General features: G+C 63.7%; 14 protein-coding genes. 11 read left to right on the plus strand and 3 right to left on the minus strand.

Going from position 1 to position 21,476, the window contains the following annotated elements; genetic code table 11:
• Nucleotides 1–106 precede the first annotated feature (106 nt).
• A complete protein-coding gene (smc, locus tag ISP25_RS21980) occupies nt 107–3,616 on the plus strand; it encodes a chromosome segregation protein SMC (protein WP_404611715.1) in 3,510 nt (1,169 codons plus the stop codon).
• An 81-nt stretch (nt 3,617–3,697) separates the two neighbouring features.
• Nucleotides 3,698–4,702: a cell division protein ZipA gene (gene zipA, locus ISP25_RS21985; protein ID WP_404611716.1), complete on the plus strand. Its 1,005-nt coding sequence runs from the start codon at nt 3,698–3,700 to the stop codon at nt 4,700–4,702.
• Here the strand turns inward: zipA and ISP25_RS21990 are convergent.
• Nucleotides 4,672–5,049, minus strand: a complete 378-nt coding sequence (locus tag ISP25_RS21990) for a hypothetical protein (RefSeq protein WP_404611717.1) — start codon at nt 5,047–5,049, stop codon at nt 4,672–4,674. The genes zipA and ISP25_RS21990 overlap by 31 nt on opposite strands.
• Before the next feature lie 48 nt (nt 5,050–5,097).
• On the opposite strand from ISP25_RS21990, the gene ISP25_RS21995 reads away from it, so the two are divergent.
• From ISP25_RS21995 to ISP25_RS22035, 9 genes are all read left to right on the plus strand, one after another.
• Entirely contained in the window at nt 5,098–5,568 is a 471-nt protein-coding gene (locus ISP25_RS21995) for a chemotaxis protein CheW (protein WP_404611719.1), read from the plus strand.
• Nucleotides 5,546–6,988, plus strand: a complete 1,443-nt coding sequence (locus tag ISP25_RS22000; protein ID WP_404611721.1) for a CheR family methyltransferase — start codon at nt 5,546–5,548, stop codon at nt 6,986–6,988. Before ISP25_RS21995 ends, ISP25_RS22000 begins: the two co-directional genes overlap by 23 nt.
• Nucleotides 6,985–7,521 (plus strand): chemotaxis protein CheW, encoded by a 537-nt coding sequence (locus tag ISP25_RS22005; protein ID WP_192157539.1) that lies wholly within the window; start codon nt 6,985–6,987, stop codon nt 7,519–7,521. Before ISP25_RS22000 ends, ISP25_RS22005 begins: the two co-directional genes overlap by 4 nt.
• A gap of 29 nt (nt 7,522–7,550) precedes the next feature.
• Complete coding sequence (locus ISP25_RS22010; RefSeq protein ID WP_404611723.1) at nt 7,551–9,260, plus strand: methyl-accepting chemotaxis protein; 1,710 nt, start codon at nt 7,551–7,553, stop codon at nt 9,258–9,260.
• A gap of 6 nt (nt 9,261–9,266) precedes the next feature.
• Nucleotides 9,267–11,600, plus strand: coding sequence for a hybrid sensor histidine kinase/response regulator (locus ISP25_RS22015; RefSeq protein WP_404611725.1), 2,334 nt, complete (start codon nt 9,267–9,269; stop codon nt 11,598–11,600).
• Nucleotides 11,597–12,658: a chemotaxis-specific protein-glutamate methyltransferase CheB gene (gene cheB, locus ISP25_RS22020; RefSeq protein ID WP_404611727.1), complete on the plus strand. Its 1,062-nt coding sequence runs from the start codon at nt 11,597–11,599 to the stop codon at nt 12,656–12,658. Before ISP25_RS22015 ends, cheB begins: the two co-directional genes overlap by 4 nt.
• Nucleotides 12,655–15,342 (plus strand): response regulator, encoded by a 2,688-nt coding sequence (locus tag ISP25_RS22025; RefSeq protein WP_404611728.1) that lies wholly within the window; start codon nt 12,655–12,657, stop codon nt 15,340–15,342. Before cheB ends, ISP25_RS22025 begins: the two co-directional genes overlap by 4 nt.
• Nucleotides 15,317–16,537, plus strand: a complete 1,221-nt coding sequence (locus ISP25_RS22030) for an EAL domain-containing response regulator (protein WP_404611730.1) — start codon at nt 15,317–15,319, stop codon at nt 16,535–16,537. The genes ISP25_RS22025 and ISP25_RS22030 overlap by 26 nt, the downstream gene beginning before the upstream one ends.
• 568 nt (nt 16,538–17,105) lie before the next feature.
• Nucleotides 17,106–19,277, plus strand: coding sequence for a bifunctional diguanylate cyclase/phosphodiesterase (locus ISP25_RS22035; RefSeq protein ID WP_404611732.1), 2,172 nt, complete (start codon nt 17,106–17,108; stop codon nt 19,275–19,277).
• A gap of 129 nt (nt 19,278–19,406) precedes the next feature.
• On the opposite strand, the gene ISP25_RS22040 is transcribed toward ISP25_RS22035, so the two are convergent.
• Both ISP25_RS22040 and ISP25_RS22045 read right to left on the minus strand, forming a co-directional pair.
• Nucleotides 19,407–20,483: an oxidoreductase gene (locus ISP25_RS22040; RefSeq protein WP_404611734.1), complete on the minus strand. Its 1,077-nt coding sequence runs from the start codon at nt 20,481–20,483 to the stop codon at nt 19,407–19,409.
• Nucleotides 20,484–20,916: 433 nt separating this feature from the next.
• Nucleotides 20,917–21,462, minus strand: a complete 546-nt coding sequence (locus tag ISP25_RS22045) for a hypothetical protein (protein ID WP_404611736.1) — start codon at nt 21,460–21,462, stop codon at nt 20,917–20,919.
• Nucleotides 21,463–21,476 lie beyond the last annotated feature (14 nt).

Below are 21,476 nucleotides of genomic sequence, written 5' to 3' on the forward strand. Positions count from 1 at the left end.
TCAGTGAAACATCATGTAGAAATGCGTTGCGGCACCGCCCCTCCTTTGGCACAGTGCCCTGTCGCCCAGCCCTTTGGGCGCCCTCCGATTTCCCTGCGATGACCGCATGCGCCTGACCACGATCAAACTCGCCGGCTTCAAATCCTTCGTCGATCCGACCACCTTGCATCTTCCGGCCAACATGACCGGCGTGGTGGGACCGAACGGCTGCGGCAAGTCCAACATCATCGACGCGATCCGCTGGGTGATGGGCGAGAGCGCGGCCAGCCGCCTGCGCGGCGATTCGCTCACCGACGTGATCTTCTCCGGCTCCACCTCGCGCAAGCCGGTGGGTCAGGCCACCGTCGAGCTGATCTTCGACAACGCGGACGGTACGGTGCAGGGGGAGTACGGCCAGTACGCCGAGATCTCGGTGAAGCGCCAGGTGACGCGCGACGGCCAGTCCGCCTATTTCCTCAACGGTGCGCGCTGCCGCCGCCGCGACATCACCGACCTGTTCCTCGGCACCGGCCTGGGTCCGCGCAGCTACTCGATCATCGAGCAGGGCATGATCTCGCAGATCATCGAGGCGCACCCGGAGGAACTGCGCACGCACCTGGAGGAAGCCGCCGGCATCTCCAAGTACAAGGAACGCCGCAAGGAAACCGAGAGCCGCATCAAAGCCACCCGCGAGAACCTCGATCGCGTGAAGGACGTGCGCGACGAGGTGGACAAGCAGCTCGAACAACTCAACCGCCAGGCTCGCGCCGCCGAGCGCTGGAAGGCCTACAAGGAAGAGGAAACCCGCAAGCAGGCCGAGCTGCGCGCGCTGGAATACCGCGCGCTGAAGGGCCAGCACGATGGCGAAGGGGCCGGGCTGTCCGCCGCCGAGATCGAGATCGAGAAGCAACTGGCCGGCCAGCGCGAAATCGAGGCGCAGATCGAGGCCGTGCGCGAACGCCACACCGATGCCGGCGAGCACCTGGGCTCGGTGCAGGCCGAGGTCTACAAGGTCGGCGCCGAAATCGCCCGCGTCGAACAGCAAGTACGCCACAACCGCGAAACCGCGGAGCGCCTGCAGCGCGCGCAGGGCGAGGCCGAGCGCGAACACAACGAACTGGCCGAGCACATCGCCGGCGACCGTGCACAGGTCGAAACGCTGCGCATGGCGCTGGCCGAAGGCGAACCCAGGCTCGAAGCCCTGCAGCAGATGCAGGACGACACTGCCGAGGCCCAACGCAGCGCCGAAACCAAGCTTGCCGACTGGCAGCAGCGCTGGGACACACACACCCGTACCGCCGGCGAATCCAACCGTGCGGCCGAAGTGGAGCGCACCAAGCTCAACTATCTCGATCGCCAGGCCATCGACCTCGCCAGGCGCCGTGAAGCGCTGGAAGCCGAACAGAAGGCCACCGACCTCGTCGCACTGGACGCTGCCGCCGAGCAGATGCATCTGGAGCACGACACCCAGCGCGAGAAGGTGGAATCGCTGGGCAGCCTGCTCGACCAGCACAAGAGCAACCACGAGAAGGTGCTGGAAGAGGAACGCCAGCTGCAGTCGGCGCTCAACGAGTCGCGCTCTCAGCTGCAGACGGCGCGTGGCCGACACTCCTCGCTGGAAGCCCTGCAGCACGCTGCGCTGGGCCAGGAAGAAAACGCAGCCAGCCAATGGCTGGCGCGGCTGGGCCTGGACAAGTCGCCACGCCTCGGCGAGACGCTGCAGGTGGAAGCCGGCTGGGAAACCGCGGTGGAAACCGTGCTCTCCGGCTTCATCGACAGCGTGCTGGTCGATGGCGCACACGCGTTGGCCGCGGACTTCAGTGCGCTGGAAAACGCCGATGTCGCACTGCTCGATGCCGCCGAGGGCGGTGCCAACACTGCCGGCACGTTGGCCGCGCACGTGCGAGGCCCGGCGGCGGCCATGGCCATCCTCGGTCACGTGCTTATTGCCGAGACGCTGGACGAGGCGCACCAGCGCGTTGCCGGCCTGTCCGCGCTGGCGCCGTACCAGTCGGTGATCACCCGTGGTGGCGAGTGGCTGGGCCCGGGTTGGGCACGCGTACGCCGCGCGCAAGGCAACCAGGTGGGCGTGCTGGCGCGCGAGCGCGAGATCCGCACGCTGGCCGAACAGGTCGCCGCGCTGGAAGCGCGCATCGAGGAATGCACCGCCCAGCTCGACGACCAGCGCACCCGCAAATTCGAGGCCGAACGCGCCCGCGACGACACCCAGCGCGAGCTGTACAACGCGCATCGCCGCCAGTCGGAACTCGCCGGTCAGCTGCAAAGCCATCGCGGCAAGCTGGAAACCGCCCGCGCCCGCGGCGAGAAAGTGGCCGGTGAACTGGCAACGTTGATAGAGCAACTGGACGAGCTGCAGGCGCAGACCCGCGAGGCACGCGCGCGGCTGGACGAGTCGGTCGGCCATATGGGCGACCTCGAGGACCAGCGCCGCGAACTGGAGAACGAACGCCGTGCCCTGCTGGAGGCCCGCGAGGCCGCGCGCATGAACGCGCGCGAGGCCGCCGACCAGGCTCACGCGCTGGCGCTGTCGCTGGAATCCAAGCGTTCCTCGCTGGCCTCGCTGGAACAGGCACTGGCGCGCATGGAGAACCAGTTGCGCCAGATCGAGGCGCGTCGAGGCGAGATCGCCGAACAGCTCGCCGCGGGATCCGACCCCATCGCCGAGCTCGAAGCCGAGCGGCAGACCTATCTCGACCAGCGTCTGCTGGTGGACAAGCAGTTGGTGGAAGCGCGCCGTGCACTGGAGGAATGCGATATCGCTTTCCGCCAGTTGGAACAGCGCCGGCACCTTGCCGAACAGAGCCTCGCCAACCTGCGTGAAAACCTTTCCGAAAAGCGCCTCGCCGCGCAGGCCTTGCAGTTGCGCGCCGAGCAGCTGGCCGAAGCCATCGCGGCTTCCGGCCTCGAGCTAGAAACCCTGCTCGCCGAACTGGCGGAGAACGTGGATGCCTCGGAGTGGAAACAGCAACTGGCCGAGCTCGCACAGAAGATCGTTCGCCTCGAACCAGTGAACCTCGCCGCGATCCAGCAGCACGCCGAACAGAGCGAGCGCAAGACCTATCTCGACAACCAGCTCAGCGACCTCACCAGCGCAATGGAGACGCTGGAAGGCGCGATCAAGAAGATCGACCGCGAAACGCGTGCGCGCTTCAAGGAGACCTTCGACAAGGTCAACGCCGGCGTGCAGGAGTTGTTCCCGCGCCTGTTCGGCGGTGGCCATGCCTACCTCGAACTCACCGGCGACGACCTGCTCGACACCGGCGTGGCGATCATGGCGCGGCCGCCCGGCAAGCGCCCGTCCAACATCTCGCTGCTCTCCGGCGGCGAGAAGGCGCTCACCGCGGTGGCCCTCGTATTCGCCATCTTCAACCTCAACCCCGCGCCGTTCTGCCTGCTCGACGAGGTGGACGCGCCGCTGGACGAAGCCAACGTGGGCCGCTTCTCCAGCATGGTGCGCGAGATGAGCGAGCGGGTGCAGTTCATCTTCATCAGCCACAACAAGGCCACCATGGAAGCCGCCAGCCAGCTCTGCGGCGTGACCATGCGCGAGCCCGGCGTATCGCGCCTGGTGCAGGTGGACCTGGCCGAAGCGGCTAAACTGGCGGGCACCGCGTGAGTGCCGCCTGCGGCGCCCGCGTGATTGAACTGAGGAAGTGCGTTCGCCACCCGCGGCGAACGAACCGATGAGGAACCGATGATGACGCTGCAACCCGTGCTTGCCCTTGGCTGGAACCCGGCTGTCGGCATACCGATGTTCATCGTTGGCCTGGTCGTGCTCGCCCTGGTCTGGCTGTTTGGCCAGCCGAAGAAGGAACAGCAGGGCAAGCGGCGCATGCCGCCGGGACCGGTGCCGAACAACACGGGCGGCGAACGCCGCGAACCCACGCTGGGCGAGCGCGGCGACGCCGACGGGCTTTCCTTCAGCGCCACCGATGAACTGCGTTTCGACGAAAACGCGGTGCCGCCGAAGCAGGGCGAGCTCGATGTAGGTCTGCGCGAAGAACTCGAACGCCTCGGCGCCACGCTTTCGGGCGAACGCAGCACCGGTGTGTCGCGCAGCAAGCTGGCCGGGCAGGCTGCCGCCATCGTGGATGCATTGCGTGCGCCGTCGGCCTCGGCCGAACCGGCCGCCGCGCCGGCCGGCAGCGTTCCGGCGGCGCCAGCGTCGGCTCCCGCGGGCGCTGCGCCCGTTTCCGCGCCACAGCCGAACCGGCCGCCGCCGCGCTCCGACCTCGGTCGTCGTCCTGCGCAGATGCCGGTGGAACGCATCGTCACCCTGTTCGTGGTGGCGCGCGAAGGCTCCAGTTTCCACGGCCCCGATCTGATCGTGGCCGCCGAGAAGGCAGGCCTCGAGTTCGGCGACATGGGCATCTACCATCGGCTCGCCGACGGCAAGCGCGAGCTTGGTCCGATCTTCAGCGTCGCCAACATGCTCAAGCCGGGCAGCTTCGATCTGTCCAGACTCGACGTACTGCGCACGCCCGGCCTCAGCTTCTTCATGACCTTGCCCGCGCAGCTGCCCGCGCTCGACGCATGGGACACCATGCTGCCCACCGCGCAGCGCCTTGCCGAGTTGCTGGACGGGCAGGTGCTGGACGAAGAACGCAACGCGCTCGGTCGCCAGCGCATCGCCCACATCCGCGACGAGCTGCGTGGCTGGGACCGCGACCGTCAGGGCGAGGAAATCCATTTCAGACGCTGAGCGTCCGCGGCTTTCACAATCGTGCACCGCCGGAAGCTTTCGGCGCTGTCTATCAAGGCGAGTAGGCCATCGACGGCTGGATGGTGGCCGCGCCCGATATGGGAGAGATCCAGTTCCTCGACGGCCCGGTCATTGCCGTTCGAAGAGCGGCCAGGCACAGGTGACGTGCGAGTGATGTAGGCAGCAATCAGGCTTGCCTGTGCATCGCTATTCAAGCCGATCGATTCAAGCCCGCTCACTGCGCTGCCGATAATGGCCAAGATGCGTAATGGTAAACGGCGTTTAATCGCGCTATGGTTGCCGGGCTCTAGGGGTATGGCAGTCGCTTGCAGCGAATCAACGTGCATGGACCGCCGCAGGTCGGAATCATTCTGCAAACGTGGTGGCCATCCGATATGACGGCACCGGTTTCCCTGCTTGTGTTCAAACTGGACCTGCTGCGACTGGGCGTGTCGCTGGCCGCGGTCGAGCGCGTGGAACACGCCTGTGAGGTCACTCCCTTGCCCGGGGCACCGACGGCCGTGTTGGGCGTGGTCAACCTGCACGGCCACGTGGCCGTGGTGATCGACCTGAGGCTGCGGCTGGGTTTGCCACCGCGTCCAATCAGTCCTGCGGACGCCTTCGTGGTGCTGGCGTTACCGCAGCAGTTGTTCGTACTTCCGGTCAGCGAAGCAGAAGGCGTGACTGCGGTCGATAGCGGGGATTTCGTGCCGGGGGAGGCACTGATCCAGGGCGTTGCCCAGGTACGGGGCCTGGTGAAAACGCCGGACGGCCTGTTGCTGATCGACGACCCACAGCAATTCCTCGATGTCCACGACATGAAGGCGCTGGCCAGTGCCTTGGATGCCCGACGTGCCGGGCAGTGAGTCAACCGTTCTTTGGGAAAGGGTCGGCTCGGTCGTGGAGCGGCTCTTCGGGCTGCACCTGCAGGGCGAGAAATTGCCGGATCTGAAGCGCTCGCTCAGGGGAGCGGCAAGCGAACTCGGCCTTTCCGATGTGGAGGCATGCGCACAGCTGCTGCTGTCGGAAAAGCTCGACGCCGTAGGCGTGGAAATCCTGGCCAGTCACCTCACCATCGGGGAGACCTATTTCTTCCGCGACCAGGAAGCGTTCGCCGCACTTTCGACCCATGTCCTGCCTGCGCTCATTGAGGAGCGGCGCCGCATGGACAGCCGGCAGCTGCGTATCTGGAGCGCCGCCTGCTGTACCGGTGAAGAAACCTATTCGATCGGCATCCTGCTGCGTCAACTGTTGCCGGACATCGGCAGCTGGCAAATCAATCTCCTTGGTACCGACGTCAATCCGCGCTTCCTGCGCAAGGCTGCGGAAGGGGTGTATGGCCAATGGTCGTTTCGTGGAACATCGCCGGATTTCCGCGCCCGGCATTTCCGTCAGCTGGCAGGGGGGCGCTACATACTGTCGCCTGCGATCCGGCGCATCGTCCGCTTTGCACCCTTGAACCTCGCTGACGAGGCCGCGCTGGCCAGCATGCGTGATGGCGGCTTCGACCTGATTCTCTGCCGCAACGTCCTCATGTACTTCACGCCGGCGCAGGCATCGAAGGTAGTCGAGGCACTGCATGGGGCCTTGCGCGAGGATGGCTGGCTGGCGGTCGCGCCGTGCGAGGCCTCGCAGACCCTGTTTGCCGGCTTTCGTGCAGTCCATTGCGACGGCGCGATCTTTTACCAGAAAGGCCAAGTGCAGTATCGCCGCGGAGTTGCTCCAAAAGACGAGGGCGCAACGGAGGTGACACCGGCCAAGACGCTTCCGGCGCGGGTTTACGCAACACATGAAGTGTCGTCCGGTTTTCCTAAACCAGCGACACCGCCATCTGCTCCCAAGCGGCGGCCGCCTCTCGCAAAGGCGAAGGAAACGGTACTTTCCGCGGAGGCAATCGCCGCACGGGCACGGACGTTGGCCGACCAGCGCCGCATGGACGAAGCGCTGGTCTGGTGCGATCGCTGGATAGCCGCCGAAAAACTGGACCCGACGGCCCATTATCTGAGAGGGATGATTCTTGCCGAGACGGGCAACGTGCCCGAGGCCGGCGCCGCATTCGAGCGCAGCCTGTACCTGGCACCCGATGGCGTAATGGCCGGCCTGGCGCTTGCCAATCTGGAGCGCACCCGCGGACGGGAGAAGCATGCGGCACGCCACTATCGCAATGTCCTGGCCTTGCTTGAACAGCTGCCCCCGGACGCCTACCCCGAACATGCCGAGGGTATTAGCGTGCGGCAACTGACCGCCCTGGTCAGGGACTTGATGGTCGTGGGAGACCACGCATGAACTCGTCCGATGGCCTCGACGCCTCTCATGTCATCTTGCGCGAACGTGCGCGACGGCTGGCGCAACGGCCCTCCGACAAGCCGCTCGAGGAGCAGATCGAGGTGCTCGAGTTCACTCTTGCCCACGAGCGTTACGCCCTCCTGGCCAGTCAGGTGAACGACGTGCAGCCGCTCAGGGATCTCACGCCGCTGCCTTGCACGCCATCGTTCCTTCGCGGCCTGGTCAACCTGCGAGGGCGGCTGGTGGCGGTGATCGACCTGAAGCAGTTTTTCGGTCTGCCCGAACCAGGCATCACCGACCTGCACAGGATTGTGCTGCTGCGCAGGGACGAGGTGGAAATCGGGCTGCTGGCTGACACGGTCGAAGGTGTCTCGGCCATCGGCAAGAGCCGCATCCAGCCGGCGCCGTCGACCGTGGGGGGAGTCGCAGCGGAATATATCGTGGGAGTCACGCCGGAACGGCTGGTGATACTGGACACAGACGCCATCCTCAACGATCCGCGTCTTGTCATAGATGAGGACGTGAGTTCGTAAACAACCATAGGCATCAGTAGGGGGTTGCCATGAACGGGTTCAACAACCTCAAGACCGGCACCAAGATGGTGCTCGGCCTCGGGCTTATCGTAGCGCTGCTCGTGCTGTTGGGCGTCATGGCCCAGCACGCCATGGAGGAAATTACGCAGAGCCGCAATGTAGCGGTGGAGGCGAACGCATTGGAGGCGTCGCTCAATGACGATCGCGCCGTCGTCCTGACGCTGCTCTCCATTAGCGATGCGAGCACGCGCAACAATCTGTTCGACGAGGCTGGAAAAAACGGCAGATCCGCAGCCGCCTACCTGCAAGGCATGCGCAACCTCACGCAGATGGAACCGGAACTGGAGACGATGATCGCCCAGTTCGCCGACCAATATGCGGTATATGCGCAGGTTCGCGATGGCCAGGTCCTCGACCTGCTCCGCAAAGGCCAGGTCGAGGCAGCGCGCGCTACCTCGCTGGGGGAACAGAACAGCCGTTACCTCGCCATGCGGGACCTTGCTGAAAAACTTTCGGACCGCGCCTTGACTCTCGGTACGCAGCAGGCCTCGAGTGCCCGCAGCACCTTCGCCGTCGTGGGCGTGCTGGCGTTATTGGCGGCGATAGCGATTGGCTGGTTGCTGACCCGTACGATCGCTGGCCCGCTGCGTTCGCTGACGACGGCAGCCGAACGGATCGCGATCGGCGATCTTCCTTCCGAAGAACTATCGCTGGGCCGCAGCGACGAAGTCGGACTGTTGCATCAGGCCTTCGGGCGCATGAGTCGCTCGCTGCGGCAGATGGCCGGGATAGCGCACAGCATCTCCGAGGGTGATCTTCGCGTCAGCATCGAGCCGCAATCCGAGCACGACGTACTGGGCAAGGCGTTCGCGTCGATGATCCAGAACCTGCGCAACCTGACGGCGGATCTCCACGAAGGCATCAATGTGCTGAGCAGCTCGGCGAGTGAAATTTCGACCTCGACCAGCGAACTCGCCGCCAGCGCCACCCAGACCGCCGTGGCCGTCAGCGAAACCACGACTACGGTGGAGGAGGTCCGGCAGACCGCGCAGATGTCCAGCGAGAAGGCCCGGGCAGTCTCCGATTCCGCCTTGCGGGTGGCCTCCATCTCGGAGGAAGGGCGCAAGGCTACGGATGACACCGCAGTCGGAATGGCGCGAATCCAGCAGCAGATGGAACTGATCGCTGAAAGCATGGTGCGGCTCAGCGAACAGAGCCAGGCGGTCGGCCAGATCGTGGCTACCGTCGATGATCTGACCGGACAGTCCAAGCTGCTGGCCGTAAACGCCTCGATCGAGGCGGCCAAGGCCGGCGAGCACGGCAAGGGTTTTGCCGTGGTCGCGCAGGAGGTCAAAAGCTTGGCCGAGCAGTCGCGCCAGGCCACGGCACAGGTGCGCAGCATTCTCGGCGACATCCAGCAGGCCACGAGCGCGGCGGTACTGGCGACCGAGCAGGGCAGCCACGCCGTAGCCGAAGGCGTACGCCAGTCCACGCAGGCGGGTCAGTCCATCCAGGCGCTCACCGGCAGCGTCAGCGAAGCTTCCCAGGCAGCCGTGCAGATCGCCGCATCCAGCCAGCAACAGCTGGTCGGTGTAGACCAGGTAGCCACGGCGATGGAAAGCATCAAGCTGGCGAGCAACCAGAATGTGGACAGTGCCAAGCAGATGGAAGCGGCGGCGCACGGCATCAAGCTGCTTGGCGAGAAGCTCAAGCAACTTGCCGCCGGCTACCGCCTCTAGCCGGCAATGAACGAACGCGACGCCGAATTCCTGCAACGCCTGCGAGCCGTCTTCCTGACGGAGGCGCGTGACCACCTGCTCGCTATCGGCACCGGCCTGGTGGCATTGGAAAAGGGCGGTTCACCAGTCGAACGCGGACAGCACGTGGAAGCCGTGTTCCGGCACACGCACAGTCTCAAAGGGGCGGCGCGCGCTGCAGGCTTCCCGCGGATAGAAAAGCTTTGCCAGACGCTCGAGGAAATCTTCGCGCTGTGCAAGCGGCGCGGTCGGGTGCTGCCGGCCGGCAATTTCGATGTGCTGCACCGGGCATTCGACATGGTCAGTGCCGATGTGGATGCTGGTGGCGGCACGGTACCGAACCTCTCGCCCGATGCCATTGCCGCGATGCTGACCCAGTTGGAGGCGATCGCCCGGGGCGAGGCTGCGGTCGAATGCGAGCCGGAGAGCCTGCACGAGCCCGAGTCTTCTGCCGAAGAGGCCGTCGATCAGCCGCCTGCCGTGCCCGATGTCGATACCGGTGCGGTGCCGGTGCCGGTGCTGGTGCGTGAGGTGACCAGTACTGTCCGCGTCCAGACACCGCGTCTGGATCGGGTCCTGCTCGCGGCGGAAGAACTGCTGACGGTCAAACAGGCGGGAGCCGAGCGCACTGAAGAACTGCGGCTGCTGGAGTTGCGCTTTGGTCTATGGTCCAAGCACTGGCTGGCAGCGCAGCCGGCACTGCGCCGGCTGCGGAGTCTGGTTGCCACGAGTGATCCCGGCACCCGGATCGAGCTGGAATCGGTAACCAGGGCGCTGGAATTCCTGGAATGGAATTACGGCCATCAGCGCTCCCTGGAAGGTGACGTTCGCGCCATCGCGCGATCGGCCGCGCGCGACAGCCACTTTGCCGGCAAGCAGATCGACGAGTTGCTGGACGATTCGAAGACCTTGCGGATGCTGCCGTTTTCGGCGCTCTCCGAGGCTTTGCCCAAGCTGGTGCGCGACCTCGCGCGTGACCAGGACAAGCAGGTCGACCTGCAGATTTCGGGTGAGGATGTGCAACTGGACAAGCGCATGGTCGAGTTGCTGCGCGATCCGCTGGTGCATCTGGTGCGCAATGCCTTGGACCATGGCGTCGAGCTGCCGGCGAAGCGACAGGCTGCCGGCAAACCGCCTCGCGCGACCTTGCAGGTGCAGGCTCGTCTACTGCATGGCAATCAGATAAGCATTGAAATCGCGGATGACGGTGCCGGCCTCGATCCGCAGCGGCTGCGCAAGGCGGCGCTGCGCTCCGGCGTGCTGGGTGAGGATGCCGCCAGAGAGCTCAATGACGCGCAGGCCCTGGAACTGGCCTTCCGTTCCGACGTGTCCACCAGTCCGATCATCACCGAAATTTCCGGGCGCGGGCTGGGACTCGCCATCGTGCGCGAGCAGGTCGAACGACTGGGTGGGCGAGTCGAGGTGGAGAACCGCGAGCCCTGCGGTGCGCGCTTCCGGATACTGTTGCCACAGAGCATGGCCATGCTGCGCGGCTTGTTCGTGGAGGCGTGCAACCAGGTATTTGTCCTCCCCAGCGCACATGTCGAGCGGGTGATCCAGGTGCCGCGTGCCAGCTCGAAAACCGTTGGCCAGCGCGAAACGCTGACAATCGACGGGCAAGTCGTCGCACTTGCCCGTTTGCACCAATTGCTCGAGATGCCTGCCTTTCAATCGGCAGCCGATCCCATGACCGTCGTGCTTCTGGGCGCAGGGCACCAGCGTGTGGCCCTGGTTGTTGACGAGGTGCTGCACGAGGGGGAAGTCCTGGTCAAGCGCCTGCGGCGACCGCTGGTGCGTGTGCGCAATATCGCCGGGGCTACCGTGCTGGCCTCGGGCAAGCCGGTACCGATTCTCAACGTGGCCGACCTGCTCAAGTCTGCCAGGCACACTGCCGTGCAGGCTCCGGTACGGCCGGAGGCAAAGGAAGGCGGCCGGCCGCTTGCACAACGGGTGCTGCTTGCCGAGGATTCGATCACCTCCAGACTGCTATTGAAGGGCATCCTGGAGTCCGCCGGCTGCAAGGTGAGGGCGGTGGCCGACGGCATCGAGGCCTTCACGGCATTGCGCAGCGAATCGTTCGACCTGTTGGTTTCCGACATCGAGATGCCGCGGTTGAACGGCTTTGACCTGACCTTGCGCATACGCGCCGACCACAAGCTTGCCGATCTCCCGGTCGTGCTGGTCACCGCGTTGTCCCGGCGCGAGGATCGCGAGCGCGGTATCGACGTGGGCGCAAATGCCTATATCGCCAAAGGCAGCTTCGATCAACGTGAATTGCTGGAGGCAGTGCGCCGCCTGGCCGGTGCCCGGGAATCCTCGTGAACAGAAATCGCATCAGCGTCCTCGTGGTAGACGACTCGGAAGTCATCCGGATGCTGCTGGTGCACCTGATCGAACAGGATCCTGCGTTGCGCGTGGCTGGGGCTGTCGGGAGAGGCGACCAGGCGGTGGCCTTCGTGCAGGCCAATCCGCCGGATGTGGTGCTGATGGACATTCAGATGGACGGCATGGACGGATTTGAGGCGACACGCCGCATCATGGAGACCCAGCCCGTTCCGATCGTGATGTGTTCGGCGGTGACCGACGTTTATGCCGTGGCAACCGCCTTCCACGCCTATGATGCTGGCGCCGTGGCCTTGCTGGAAAAGCCGGTCGGCGACAGTCATCCCGACGCTGTGCGTCTGGGCAGGGAACTGCTGCAGACCCTGCACCTGATGTCGGAGGTGAAGGTGGTGCGGCGTTGGGCCCGCAAACCGCAGGCACAGGCGTCGCAACCCCCATCGTCGTCCAGTCGCATCCAGTTCGTGGGCATCGGTGCTTCCACCGGAGGGCCGCCGGCCTTGCAGGCGGTTTTGGGGCGGCTGGACAAGGATTTCCCTGTGCCGATCGTGATAGTCCAGCACATCAGCGCCGGGTTCCTGCCTGGCCTGTCGGAATGGCTGGGGCAAACCACGGCGATGCGCGTGCAGATCGCAGCGCACGGCATCGAGGCGCGCCCGGGCCATGCCTACCTCGCACCCGACGACTTCCATCTGACCGTGGGCGAGCATCGTCGGCTGCGGCTCGAGAAAGCATCGCCGGTACACGGACTTCGACCTGCCGTGGATACCCTGTTCCATTCGATCTCCAGGCAATGCGGGCCCAACGCCGTGGGCGTTCTGCTGACAGGCATGGGGAAGGATGGAGCCCAGGGCCTCCTGGCGATGCGCGACTCGGGCGCGATCACCCTCGTGCAGGACAAGGCCACTTCGGTGATCTACGGCATGCCCGGCGAAGCTGTGGCGCTTGGAGCGGCCAGCCAGGTCCTGCCACTCGACAGGATCGGCGAAGCCCTGCAACGCGTCATCCAACCGCATTCCTACCCCAAGGCGCTTCCGTGAACAGCAAGCAAGCTAGTGGCGGCGACGCAGTCGAGATCCTGGTCGCCGAAGACAGCTCCACCCAAGCCCTCAGCCTGCAGTATCTGCTGGAACAGCAGGGCTACCGGGTGACTATCTGCCAAAACGGCCGTCTGGCGTTGGCCGAGGCAAAACGGCACAAGCCGGACTTGATCATCAGCGACATCGTCATGCCGGAAATGGATGGCTACGGCCTTTGCCGCGCAGTCAAGTCGGACGCCGACCTGAACGATGTGCCGTTTCTGCTGGTCACTACGCTCAGTAATCCGGAAGACGTTCTCAGCGGTCTTGAAGCGGGTGCCGACAGCTTCATCCTGAAGCCTTACGACGATACCTTCCTGCTCAACCGCGTGAATTTCGTGCTGTTGCACCGCCGGCTTCGCCAGTCCGATCGCGCCGACATGGGGGTCGAGATCAGCTTCAAGGGACGCAGCCACTTCATCACGTCCAATCGCCTGCAGATCCTCAACCTGCTGTTGTCCACCTACGAAGCAGCCATCCAGCGAAACGACGAGTTGCGTCGTTCGGAAGAGGAGTTGCGCGAGGCCAACATCGCCCTTTCTGCGGTCAACGAACGTCTTGAGGAAGAGATCCGCCAGCGCCAGGCCATGGAGAAGCAACTGGCCGCCGCCAAGCAACAGGCGGAAATTGCCAACGAAGCGAAATCCGCTTTCCTGGCCACCATGAGCCACGAGATCCGCACGCCCATGAACGGCATCGTGGGCATGGTCGATGTGCTGGCGCACAGCAAGTTGTCCGAGTATCAGACTGACGCCGTGCGCACGGTGAAGGAATCCGCGTTTGCACTCCTGCACCTGATCGACGATTTGCTGGATTTCTCCAAGATCGAAGCCGGCAAGCTCGAGCTGGAGCTCACGCCGACCAGCCTGTGCGACACGGCCGAAGCCGTCTGCGACACCTTGAGCGCGCTGGCCGATCGCAAGGGCGTGGATCTGTTCGTGTTCGTCTCGCCCGAGGGGCCGGCCCAGGTCCTTGCCGATCCGGTGCGCCTGCGCCAGATCATGTACAACCTGGTGGGCAATGCCATCAAGTTCAGCAGCAGCGAGCGGGAGCGGCGGGGGCGCGTCGACATCCGCGTGGAAGTGAGCCGCCAGCAACCCTTGCAGATCGCCTTCAAGGTCAGCGACAACGGTATTGGCATTCCCCGGGAGGCACGCGCCCACCTGTTCGAGTCGTTCCGCCAGGCCGAGGTATCGACCACCCGGCGCTTCGGTGGCACCGGTCTCGGCCTCGCCATCTGCAAGCGCCTGGTCGACTTGATGCAGGGTGAAATCCTCGTTGACAGCATACCGCGCATCGGCACGACCTTTACCGTCCATCTGCCCTTCGAAGCCGTGGCCGGTGCTGCTGCTCCGGGAGTTCCTGATTTGTCGGGAGTGGAGTACGTCATTGTCGATGGCCAGAACGCCCGTGCGGACGACCTGCGCAGCTACCTCCAGTACGCGGGAGCACAGGTAACCGTGGTGACGGACGATGAGGACGCGGTACGGATCTGCGCCGATGCGACCAAACCGATAGTGCTCGTGCACGGTGGCATCGACGAGGCGGGCCGCGCGGCATGGCTGGACCGGTTCGATGCCCAGCCGAACGTGCACCACCTGCTGGTGTCGAAGGGGCGCCGCCGCGTGGCGCGTCTGGTGAGCGCCGGCGTGGTGACGATGGACGGCAATCTGCTGCGTCGGCGCTCGCTGCTGCATGCCGCGGCTGCCGCGGCGGGGCTGGCGTCGCCCGCTACGGAACAATGGCGCTCTTCCAGCCAGCCGGAACCCGAGGCCAGCGCACCCACCATCACCCAGGCGCGCGCATGCGGACAATTGATCCTGGTGGCGGAAGACGACATCACCAACCAGAAAGTGCTGTTGCGGCAGTTGAACCTGCTGGGCTACTCGGCCGAGTTGGCCAAGAACGGGCGCGAAGCGTTGGAGCTCTGGCGCCGCGGCCGCTATGCAATGTTGCTCACCGACCTGCATATGCCAGTGCTGGACGGATACGGGCTGGCTGCCGCCATTCGCCTCGAAGAGCCGCCGCAAAGCCATTCCCCGATCATTGCCCTGACGGCAAACGCCTTGCGCGGCGAAGCCAGCCGTGCGCTCGCGGCGGGAATGGACGACTACCTGACCAAGCCGCTGCAACTGCCTGCGTTACGCAAATTGCTGGAGCAATGGTTGCCGCCGCCCGTAACCAAGGAGGGTCGCCAGGATGCCGAACCTCAGCAGACCGAGCCTGCGCAGGATCGACCGACACTGGACATCAATGTGCTCAAGAACTTGATCGGCGACGAGCCGGCGCTGTTGTACGTGTTGCTCAAGGACTTCCTCGACGCGCTGATGACGGGAATGGCCGCTATCCGGAAGGCGGCGGCGGGAGATGATTTCGGTGAAGTGGGTGCGATGGCGCATCGGCTCAAATCTTCGTCGCGCAGCGTCGGGGCTCTTCAAGTAGGTGACATTTGCGCCGAACTAGAGAACAGTTCGCTTCTTGGTGACAAGGCGGTCACGGTAGGGGCCGTCGCGAACTTCGAAGCAGCAGCCGGGGAGCTGCTGCTGAAACTGCGGGAACAGCTGCATGAGCTGGAGTCCCGCCTGGATGCAAATTCGAATGTTTCCGGATGGAACGGCGATGAAAGCCCTACTGGTAGACGATGACCCTTTTATCCTGAAACTGCTTTCCCTTCAGTTGCGGACAGTCGGGATGCAAGTGGAGATGATCTGTCACAGCAGCGGGCAGGCCGCCCTGGATCTGCTGGAACATGATCGGGACATCGGGATCGTCTTCTGCGACTTGCAGATGCCCGGGATGGATGGCGTGGAATTCGTCCGCCATCTCGTACGCCTCGCGTACGCCGGCAGTCTGGTGCTGGTCAGTGGTGAAAATCCCCGGACGCGGCAGGCCGTGGAGCAGTTGGCCCGTGCGCATGGCTTGCATGTGCTTGGAACCCTGGGCAAGCCGGTGACCACGGAGTCATTGCTTCAAGTGCTGGCTACGGGCAATCCTGCGTCTCCCTCGCCGGATTCGGCTACTCCAGCGCCACGCTATACACCGGCCGAACTCCAGCGGGCCATCTCCCAAGGGGAATTGCGCAACCACTATCAGCCGAAAGTGGAACTGACGACCGGCAAGGTGGTTGGCTTGGAGGTACTCGCACGCTGGCAGCATCCGCGAGATGGCCTGGTGATGCCCTGCCATTTCATTCCGATGTCCGAGGAGCACGGGCTGGTGGGCCCGCTGAGTGTCGAGGTGACGCGTAAGGCGTTGCATGATCTGCGGCACTGGCTGGACGCCGGCCACCGATTCGATTTGGCCATAAATGTGCCTTTGGGTAGTGTTTCGTCGCTCGACTACCCGGAAATCCTGCTTGAGCAAGCGCACGTTGCCGGGGTGCCGATGCACCATCTCGTATTGGAGATCACCGAGACGCAGTTGATGGATGACCCCCAGGTACAACTGGATGTGCTGAGCAGGCTGCGCCTCAAGCAGGTCAAACTTTCCATCGACGATTTCGGCACCGGGTACTCCTCTCTGGCCCAATTGCGTGACCTGCCGTTCGACGAACTGAAAATAGATCGCGGCTTTGTCCATGGGGCGAGCCATAACGCTTCTTTGCGTGCCATCCTCGAAGCCAGCCTTGGCCTGGCACGCGACATGGGCTTGCGCACGGTCGCCGAAGGCGTGGAAGACCGTGAGGACTGGGATCTCCTGCGGGCGGCTGGCTGCGACATGGTGCAGGGCTACTTGGTCGCCAAGCCGATGCGCGGAGATCAGGTTGACGGTTGGCTGGCCGAGTGGGAAACCCGCCGAAGTACCTTGATTCCTCCTGCTTCCGAAGCAAGAGAACATTAGGCTGCGACCTGGCGCCCGAGGCCGAGCAACGTCGGCTAGCGCGACAGGACGTCTTGCCGGGCAGGGTAGTGGCGAATCTGTTTCTGGCAGCACCGCCGGCGGCTCATCCATCTAGGGCAGGGCATGGCCGCTTTCGACTTGCCGGTTCCGCAGTGCTGAAGTGACACTTCCTGGCCGACGATGAGCAACCGTCAAGGTATCGATCGGCTTCGATCGCAGCTGGCTGCCGAAAGAAAGTCGCCGGTCCTGAGCGTAGCGTCATCTGAAAATAGTAGGCGCGGGCGGTGCGGATTTCTCGTAATCTGGTCCAGGGGAGGAGGCATCCACGTCCGTGCCGGATATCCGCCGCGAATACGGCACCGGTTAGCTGTCCCGCCAACGGAATCGGGCTCACCTCAATCCCTGCCCAGCCTTGCGGTGTCAGACACCAGGATAAGGGGGAAGCGCAGTGCGAGTCCCGGGTTCATTTCTGAAGACACCGGCCCTTTTCATCATCTCGGGAATCGCCATCACGCTCGCCACCACGAGCGTGATGGCCTTGTCGCTTTATCAGATGCGACGGGACGCGATGTCACAAGCACGCGATGCTACCGGGAACCTGGCCAGTTCTCTGGAGAAGGAAACCGAGCGCAACCTCGACATCTTCAGACTTGCCATGCGCGAAGTGGAGACCTGCATCGAGACGCCTGCGCTCGAGGGTCTCCCTCCGGATGTCCGGCAGCTCGCGGCATTCGGCACGATCAGGGACGCCAAGCAACTCGGCACGCTGTTCGCGACCGATGCGGCCGGCAACTTCATTCTCGACTCACGCTCGCCTGCGCCGCGGAAGTTGAATGTAAGCGACCGCGACTACTTTCTGGTCCAGCAGCAGAACAAGGACGTCGGCCTCTATCTAAGCAAGCCCTTCATCTCGAGGTCCAGTGATTCCAGGCAGCCAACCATTGCGCTGAGCCTCCGGCTCGACAAGGAAGATGGGCAGTTCGCCGGTATTGTCGCCGGCACGCTTCGCCTCAATTACTTCCATGAAATGTTCAAGGACGCGATCCTTGGCGAGCACGGCACCATCACGCTGTTGCGCACCGACGGCACGGTCCTGATGCGTCAGCCGTACCATCCAGGCGACGTAGGCAGCACGCTGGCAGGGGGCCACTCGTTTCCGCCACTGGTCCAGTCAGCTCAGGGGAGCTACGTCGATATCGCCGTGCTCGACCACGTGGAACGGTTGTACAGCTTCAAGCACATCGGCAAATACCCGCTGATCGTCGTGGTCGGCTTCGCGACCGAGGACATCTACGCTGGGTGGCACAGACGTGCCATCACCATCGGTGCCGTCACGGTGGTGATCGACGTGCTTTCCATCTGGTTGTCGCTGATGTTCGCCAGCCTGTTGCATCGAAGGCTTGGAATGGAACGCCAACTGCAGCAACTGGCCAGGTTTGATTCGTTGACGGGCCTGCCCAACCGGATACAGCTGCAACGGGAGGCAAGCCGCGTACTCGCGCACGCGAAACAGAATGCCTCGAATTTCGCCACGCTGTTCATCGACCTGGACCGTTTCAAGCGCGTGAACGACACCCAAGGTCACGCCGTCGGCGATGAAGTGCTGCGCAAGATCGCGGAGCGCCTTCGCGAACATTTCCATACCGGGGATTCGATCAGTCGCCTCGGTGGCGACGAATTCCTGGCCATTCTGCAGGATTGCGACGTGCTGAAGGCCATGCATGCCGCCGGACGCATCCTGCAGACGATCCGCCAGCCCGTTGTTCTCGATTCGGAACAGGACACCAGCATCACGATCAGTGCCAGCATCGGCATCTCGATGTATCCGTACGACGGGCAGAACACCGATGTCCTGCTGCGCAACGCGGACCTCGCGATGTACCAGGCCAAAAGCAGCGGCCGCAACAGGATCCATTTCTATGCGCCGGAATACGAGCGCAAGGCGAGGGAACACCTCGACCTGGAGATCGCCCTGCAACATGACCTCAAGGCACAGGCGCTCAGCGTTGCCTATCAGCCCAAGGTCGACGCGATGGGCATTCTGTACGGAGCGGAAGCCCTGGTTCGCTGGCGCAACGACAAGATGGATTTCGTTCCGCCGGACTATTTCATCCCCATCGCGGAAGAGAGCGGACTGATTGCGGAGCTGGACGCCTGGGTGCTTGGCGAGGCCTGCCGCCAGCTTGCCGCGTGGCGGGCAGGGGGTTTAGAGGTGCCAAGCATCTCGGTGAACGTATGCGCCATGGATCTCAAACGGCAGGGCTATCCTGACTTTGTCGCCCGGACGCTGGAGGCTCACGGCCTTGCTCCGGGAGACCTCATCCTGGAGATGACCGAACGCGTGATGTTCGACGAGGCAACCGACGATATCCGGACATCCATCGACGAAATCCACGCGATGGGTGTCATGCTCGCCATCGACGACTTCGGCACGGGCTATTCGTCGCTGAACTACCTGCACCGGTTTCCCATCAAGGAGCTCAAGATCGACAAGAGCTTCGTCCAAGGCATCGGTGACAACGCCAAGTCCGAATCCCTCGCGCAAACCATCATCAACATCGGCAAGACCTTGAAACTGACGGTCGTTGCCGAAGGCATAGAGACGCAAGCGCAAAGAGATTTTTTGTGCCGACACAATTGTGACCTGTACCAGGGTTACCTGTTTTCACCGCCACTGTCGCCGGACGACTTTGCGCTCTGGGCAACAGGGCAGAGCGGACTCATCCGTCCAGACGAATGACGTGCCCAATGACGCTGCAGAGTGGCGCAGGTTGTGGATACGGAGTATCCAGTCGAGAGTCAGAGAGGGTGCTTACAAGGGTTTGCATTGGCAGCACCACGCCTTGCGGTACGGCACGGCATCGCAGGCTCAGTGGCTTGGCCACGCACCGCGTTCCGCTGCGCTCAGCTCCAATACGACGGATTTCCCTTCCGTGGCTGACACCATCGCCGCTTCGATCACCGCCATCACGGTAATGGCCTGCCGTGGCGGGACCGGGTTGGGGCCGCGCCCTTGTACCGTGTCACGGAAGGCGGCGTAGTAACGGCTCTGGTCGCCACGGGGTGGGGCAAGCGGCTCGGCGCGGCCGTTGCCGTCGTACAGCAGCAGGTTGTCCGTGTCCTCGCCCCAGCCTGCATCGCCCGGCCGCATGCCAGCGAGCAACTGCGTCTCCTGCGGATCGATCTTCTGCTTCACCACGCTGCCTTGCGTGCCGTGCACGATGAAACGAGGGCTGCCACCGGCCACCAGCATGCTGGCATGCAGGATCACCCGTCGTTGGTCGTACTCGAGTACCACATGCGCCCAATCAACGGCTTCGCCACCGTCGCGCTGCATGGCGAGGCTGGCCTGGACACGGTCAGGCACGCCAAACAGGCACAACGCCTGATCCACCAGGTGTGGTCCCAGGTCATACCAGAGCCCACTGCCTGCGACCGCCTGTTCGCGCCAGCGCGCACGCACCTGCGGGCGAAAGCGGTCGATACGCGATTCAAAATGCGTGACCTTGCCCAGCCGGCCGGACTCCATCAATTGCCGCACGCCGAGGAAACCGGTATCCCAGCGACGATTCTGGAATACCGACAGCACGCGCCGTTCGCGTTCCGCGATGGCAACTAGTTCGCGCGCCTGGGCCAGATCGAGCGCAAAGGGCTTGTCGACCACCACATGCTTGCCGGCTTCCAGTGCGGCGCGCGCCAGCGGCACATGCGTGTCGTTGGGCGACGCGATCACGACCAGATCCAGCCGCGGGTCGACGAAGGCAGCGGCCGCATCGGCGACGACATCGACGTCAGGCAAGTCCGCATGGACCTTGCCGGCATCGCGCGAGACCACCGTATCCAGTACCAAACCGGGAACGCTACAGATCAGCGGTGCATGGAAAGTCTTGCCGGCGAAACCGTAACCGACCAAGGCCACGCGCAGCGGAGCGGTGGAGTCATGCATAGCGGGTCCGGAAACCGAGGGGTGCCGCGATGATAGGCCACGCGTGCCAGCGGGCCAGCTGGTAGATGAGCCTCTGGTGGCAGTTTCGTTATTTTACATAATATACATTATGCGAAAGGACGGTATGTTTCTAGGTGTTGCGTAAACCCAGCTCGGCTCGCTCAGTTTGGTGCAATCGGCACTTATCCTTAGTCAGCAGCGGCTGTTCTCCGCAGAGAAACTTCTACTTCCACGGCAGTAAACCTCTGCAAATGGCGCACATAAAGTTCTGCACCGAGGAATGCAGCGCAGACAAACCTCTAACTGGAGAATGCAGCGCAGTAAAACCTACGCAGCGGAGAACGGCCTTTCCTGACAGGAGCGTGTCTGAAGGCCCTACGGATAAGTGCATTCCCAGGGGGGTAGTTGCGCTGAATCCAGCGCTTTAGTGCACTCAAACCACTGGTTCTCTGCACTCGTTTGGTTGCCAGTCGTCAGGGGTGATATCGCCTGCTGCGCGGTATAGCGGACGCCGGTAGCTGTCGAACAGGAACCGCATACGGGAGGCGTCTCGACCGACGAATAGCCATAGAAATTTTCGGTCGAATTGAAATTTGGATCGGAACGGATAGGTGGGCCCGTCCTGCGTGTCGTCGCCGAAGGCGTCGAACCCAAGCAAGATCAGCAGAGGTTGCACCGCGTGGTCACCGCTATCGACCGCTCCACTTTGCCAGCCGTCGAGTCGCGCCGTAACGGCGTCCAATCGCTCGGCAGGCGCCGGCCGCAAGTCGATGACCTCTGCTGGAATCCCCTGTACGGCTGCAGCTCGCGTCATCGCAACGACAATCGCCTGCTCCGCCTCATCTGAGGGACAGATCAAGCGTGCCGGTATCCCTAATAAGGGTGTCAGACGATGGATGAAGCCTCCAGCGAGCCGCGCTGCGATTGCCTCAAGCGCGGGTGCTGCGGCAGCCATACGGCACTCCTCACGGTTGCTCATGATCGTGGATGATC

The organism is Rhodanobacter hydrolyticus (assembly GCF_044904645.1).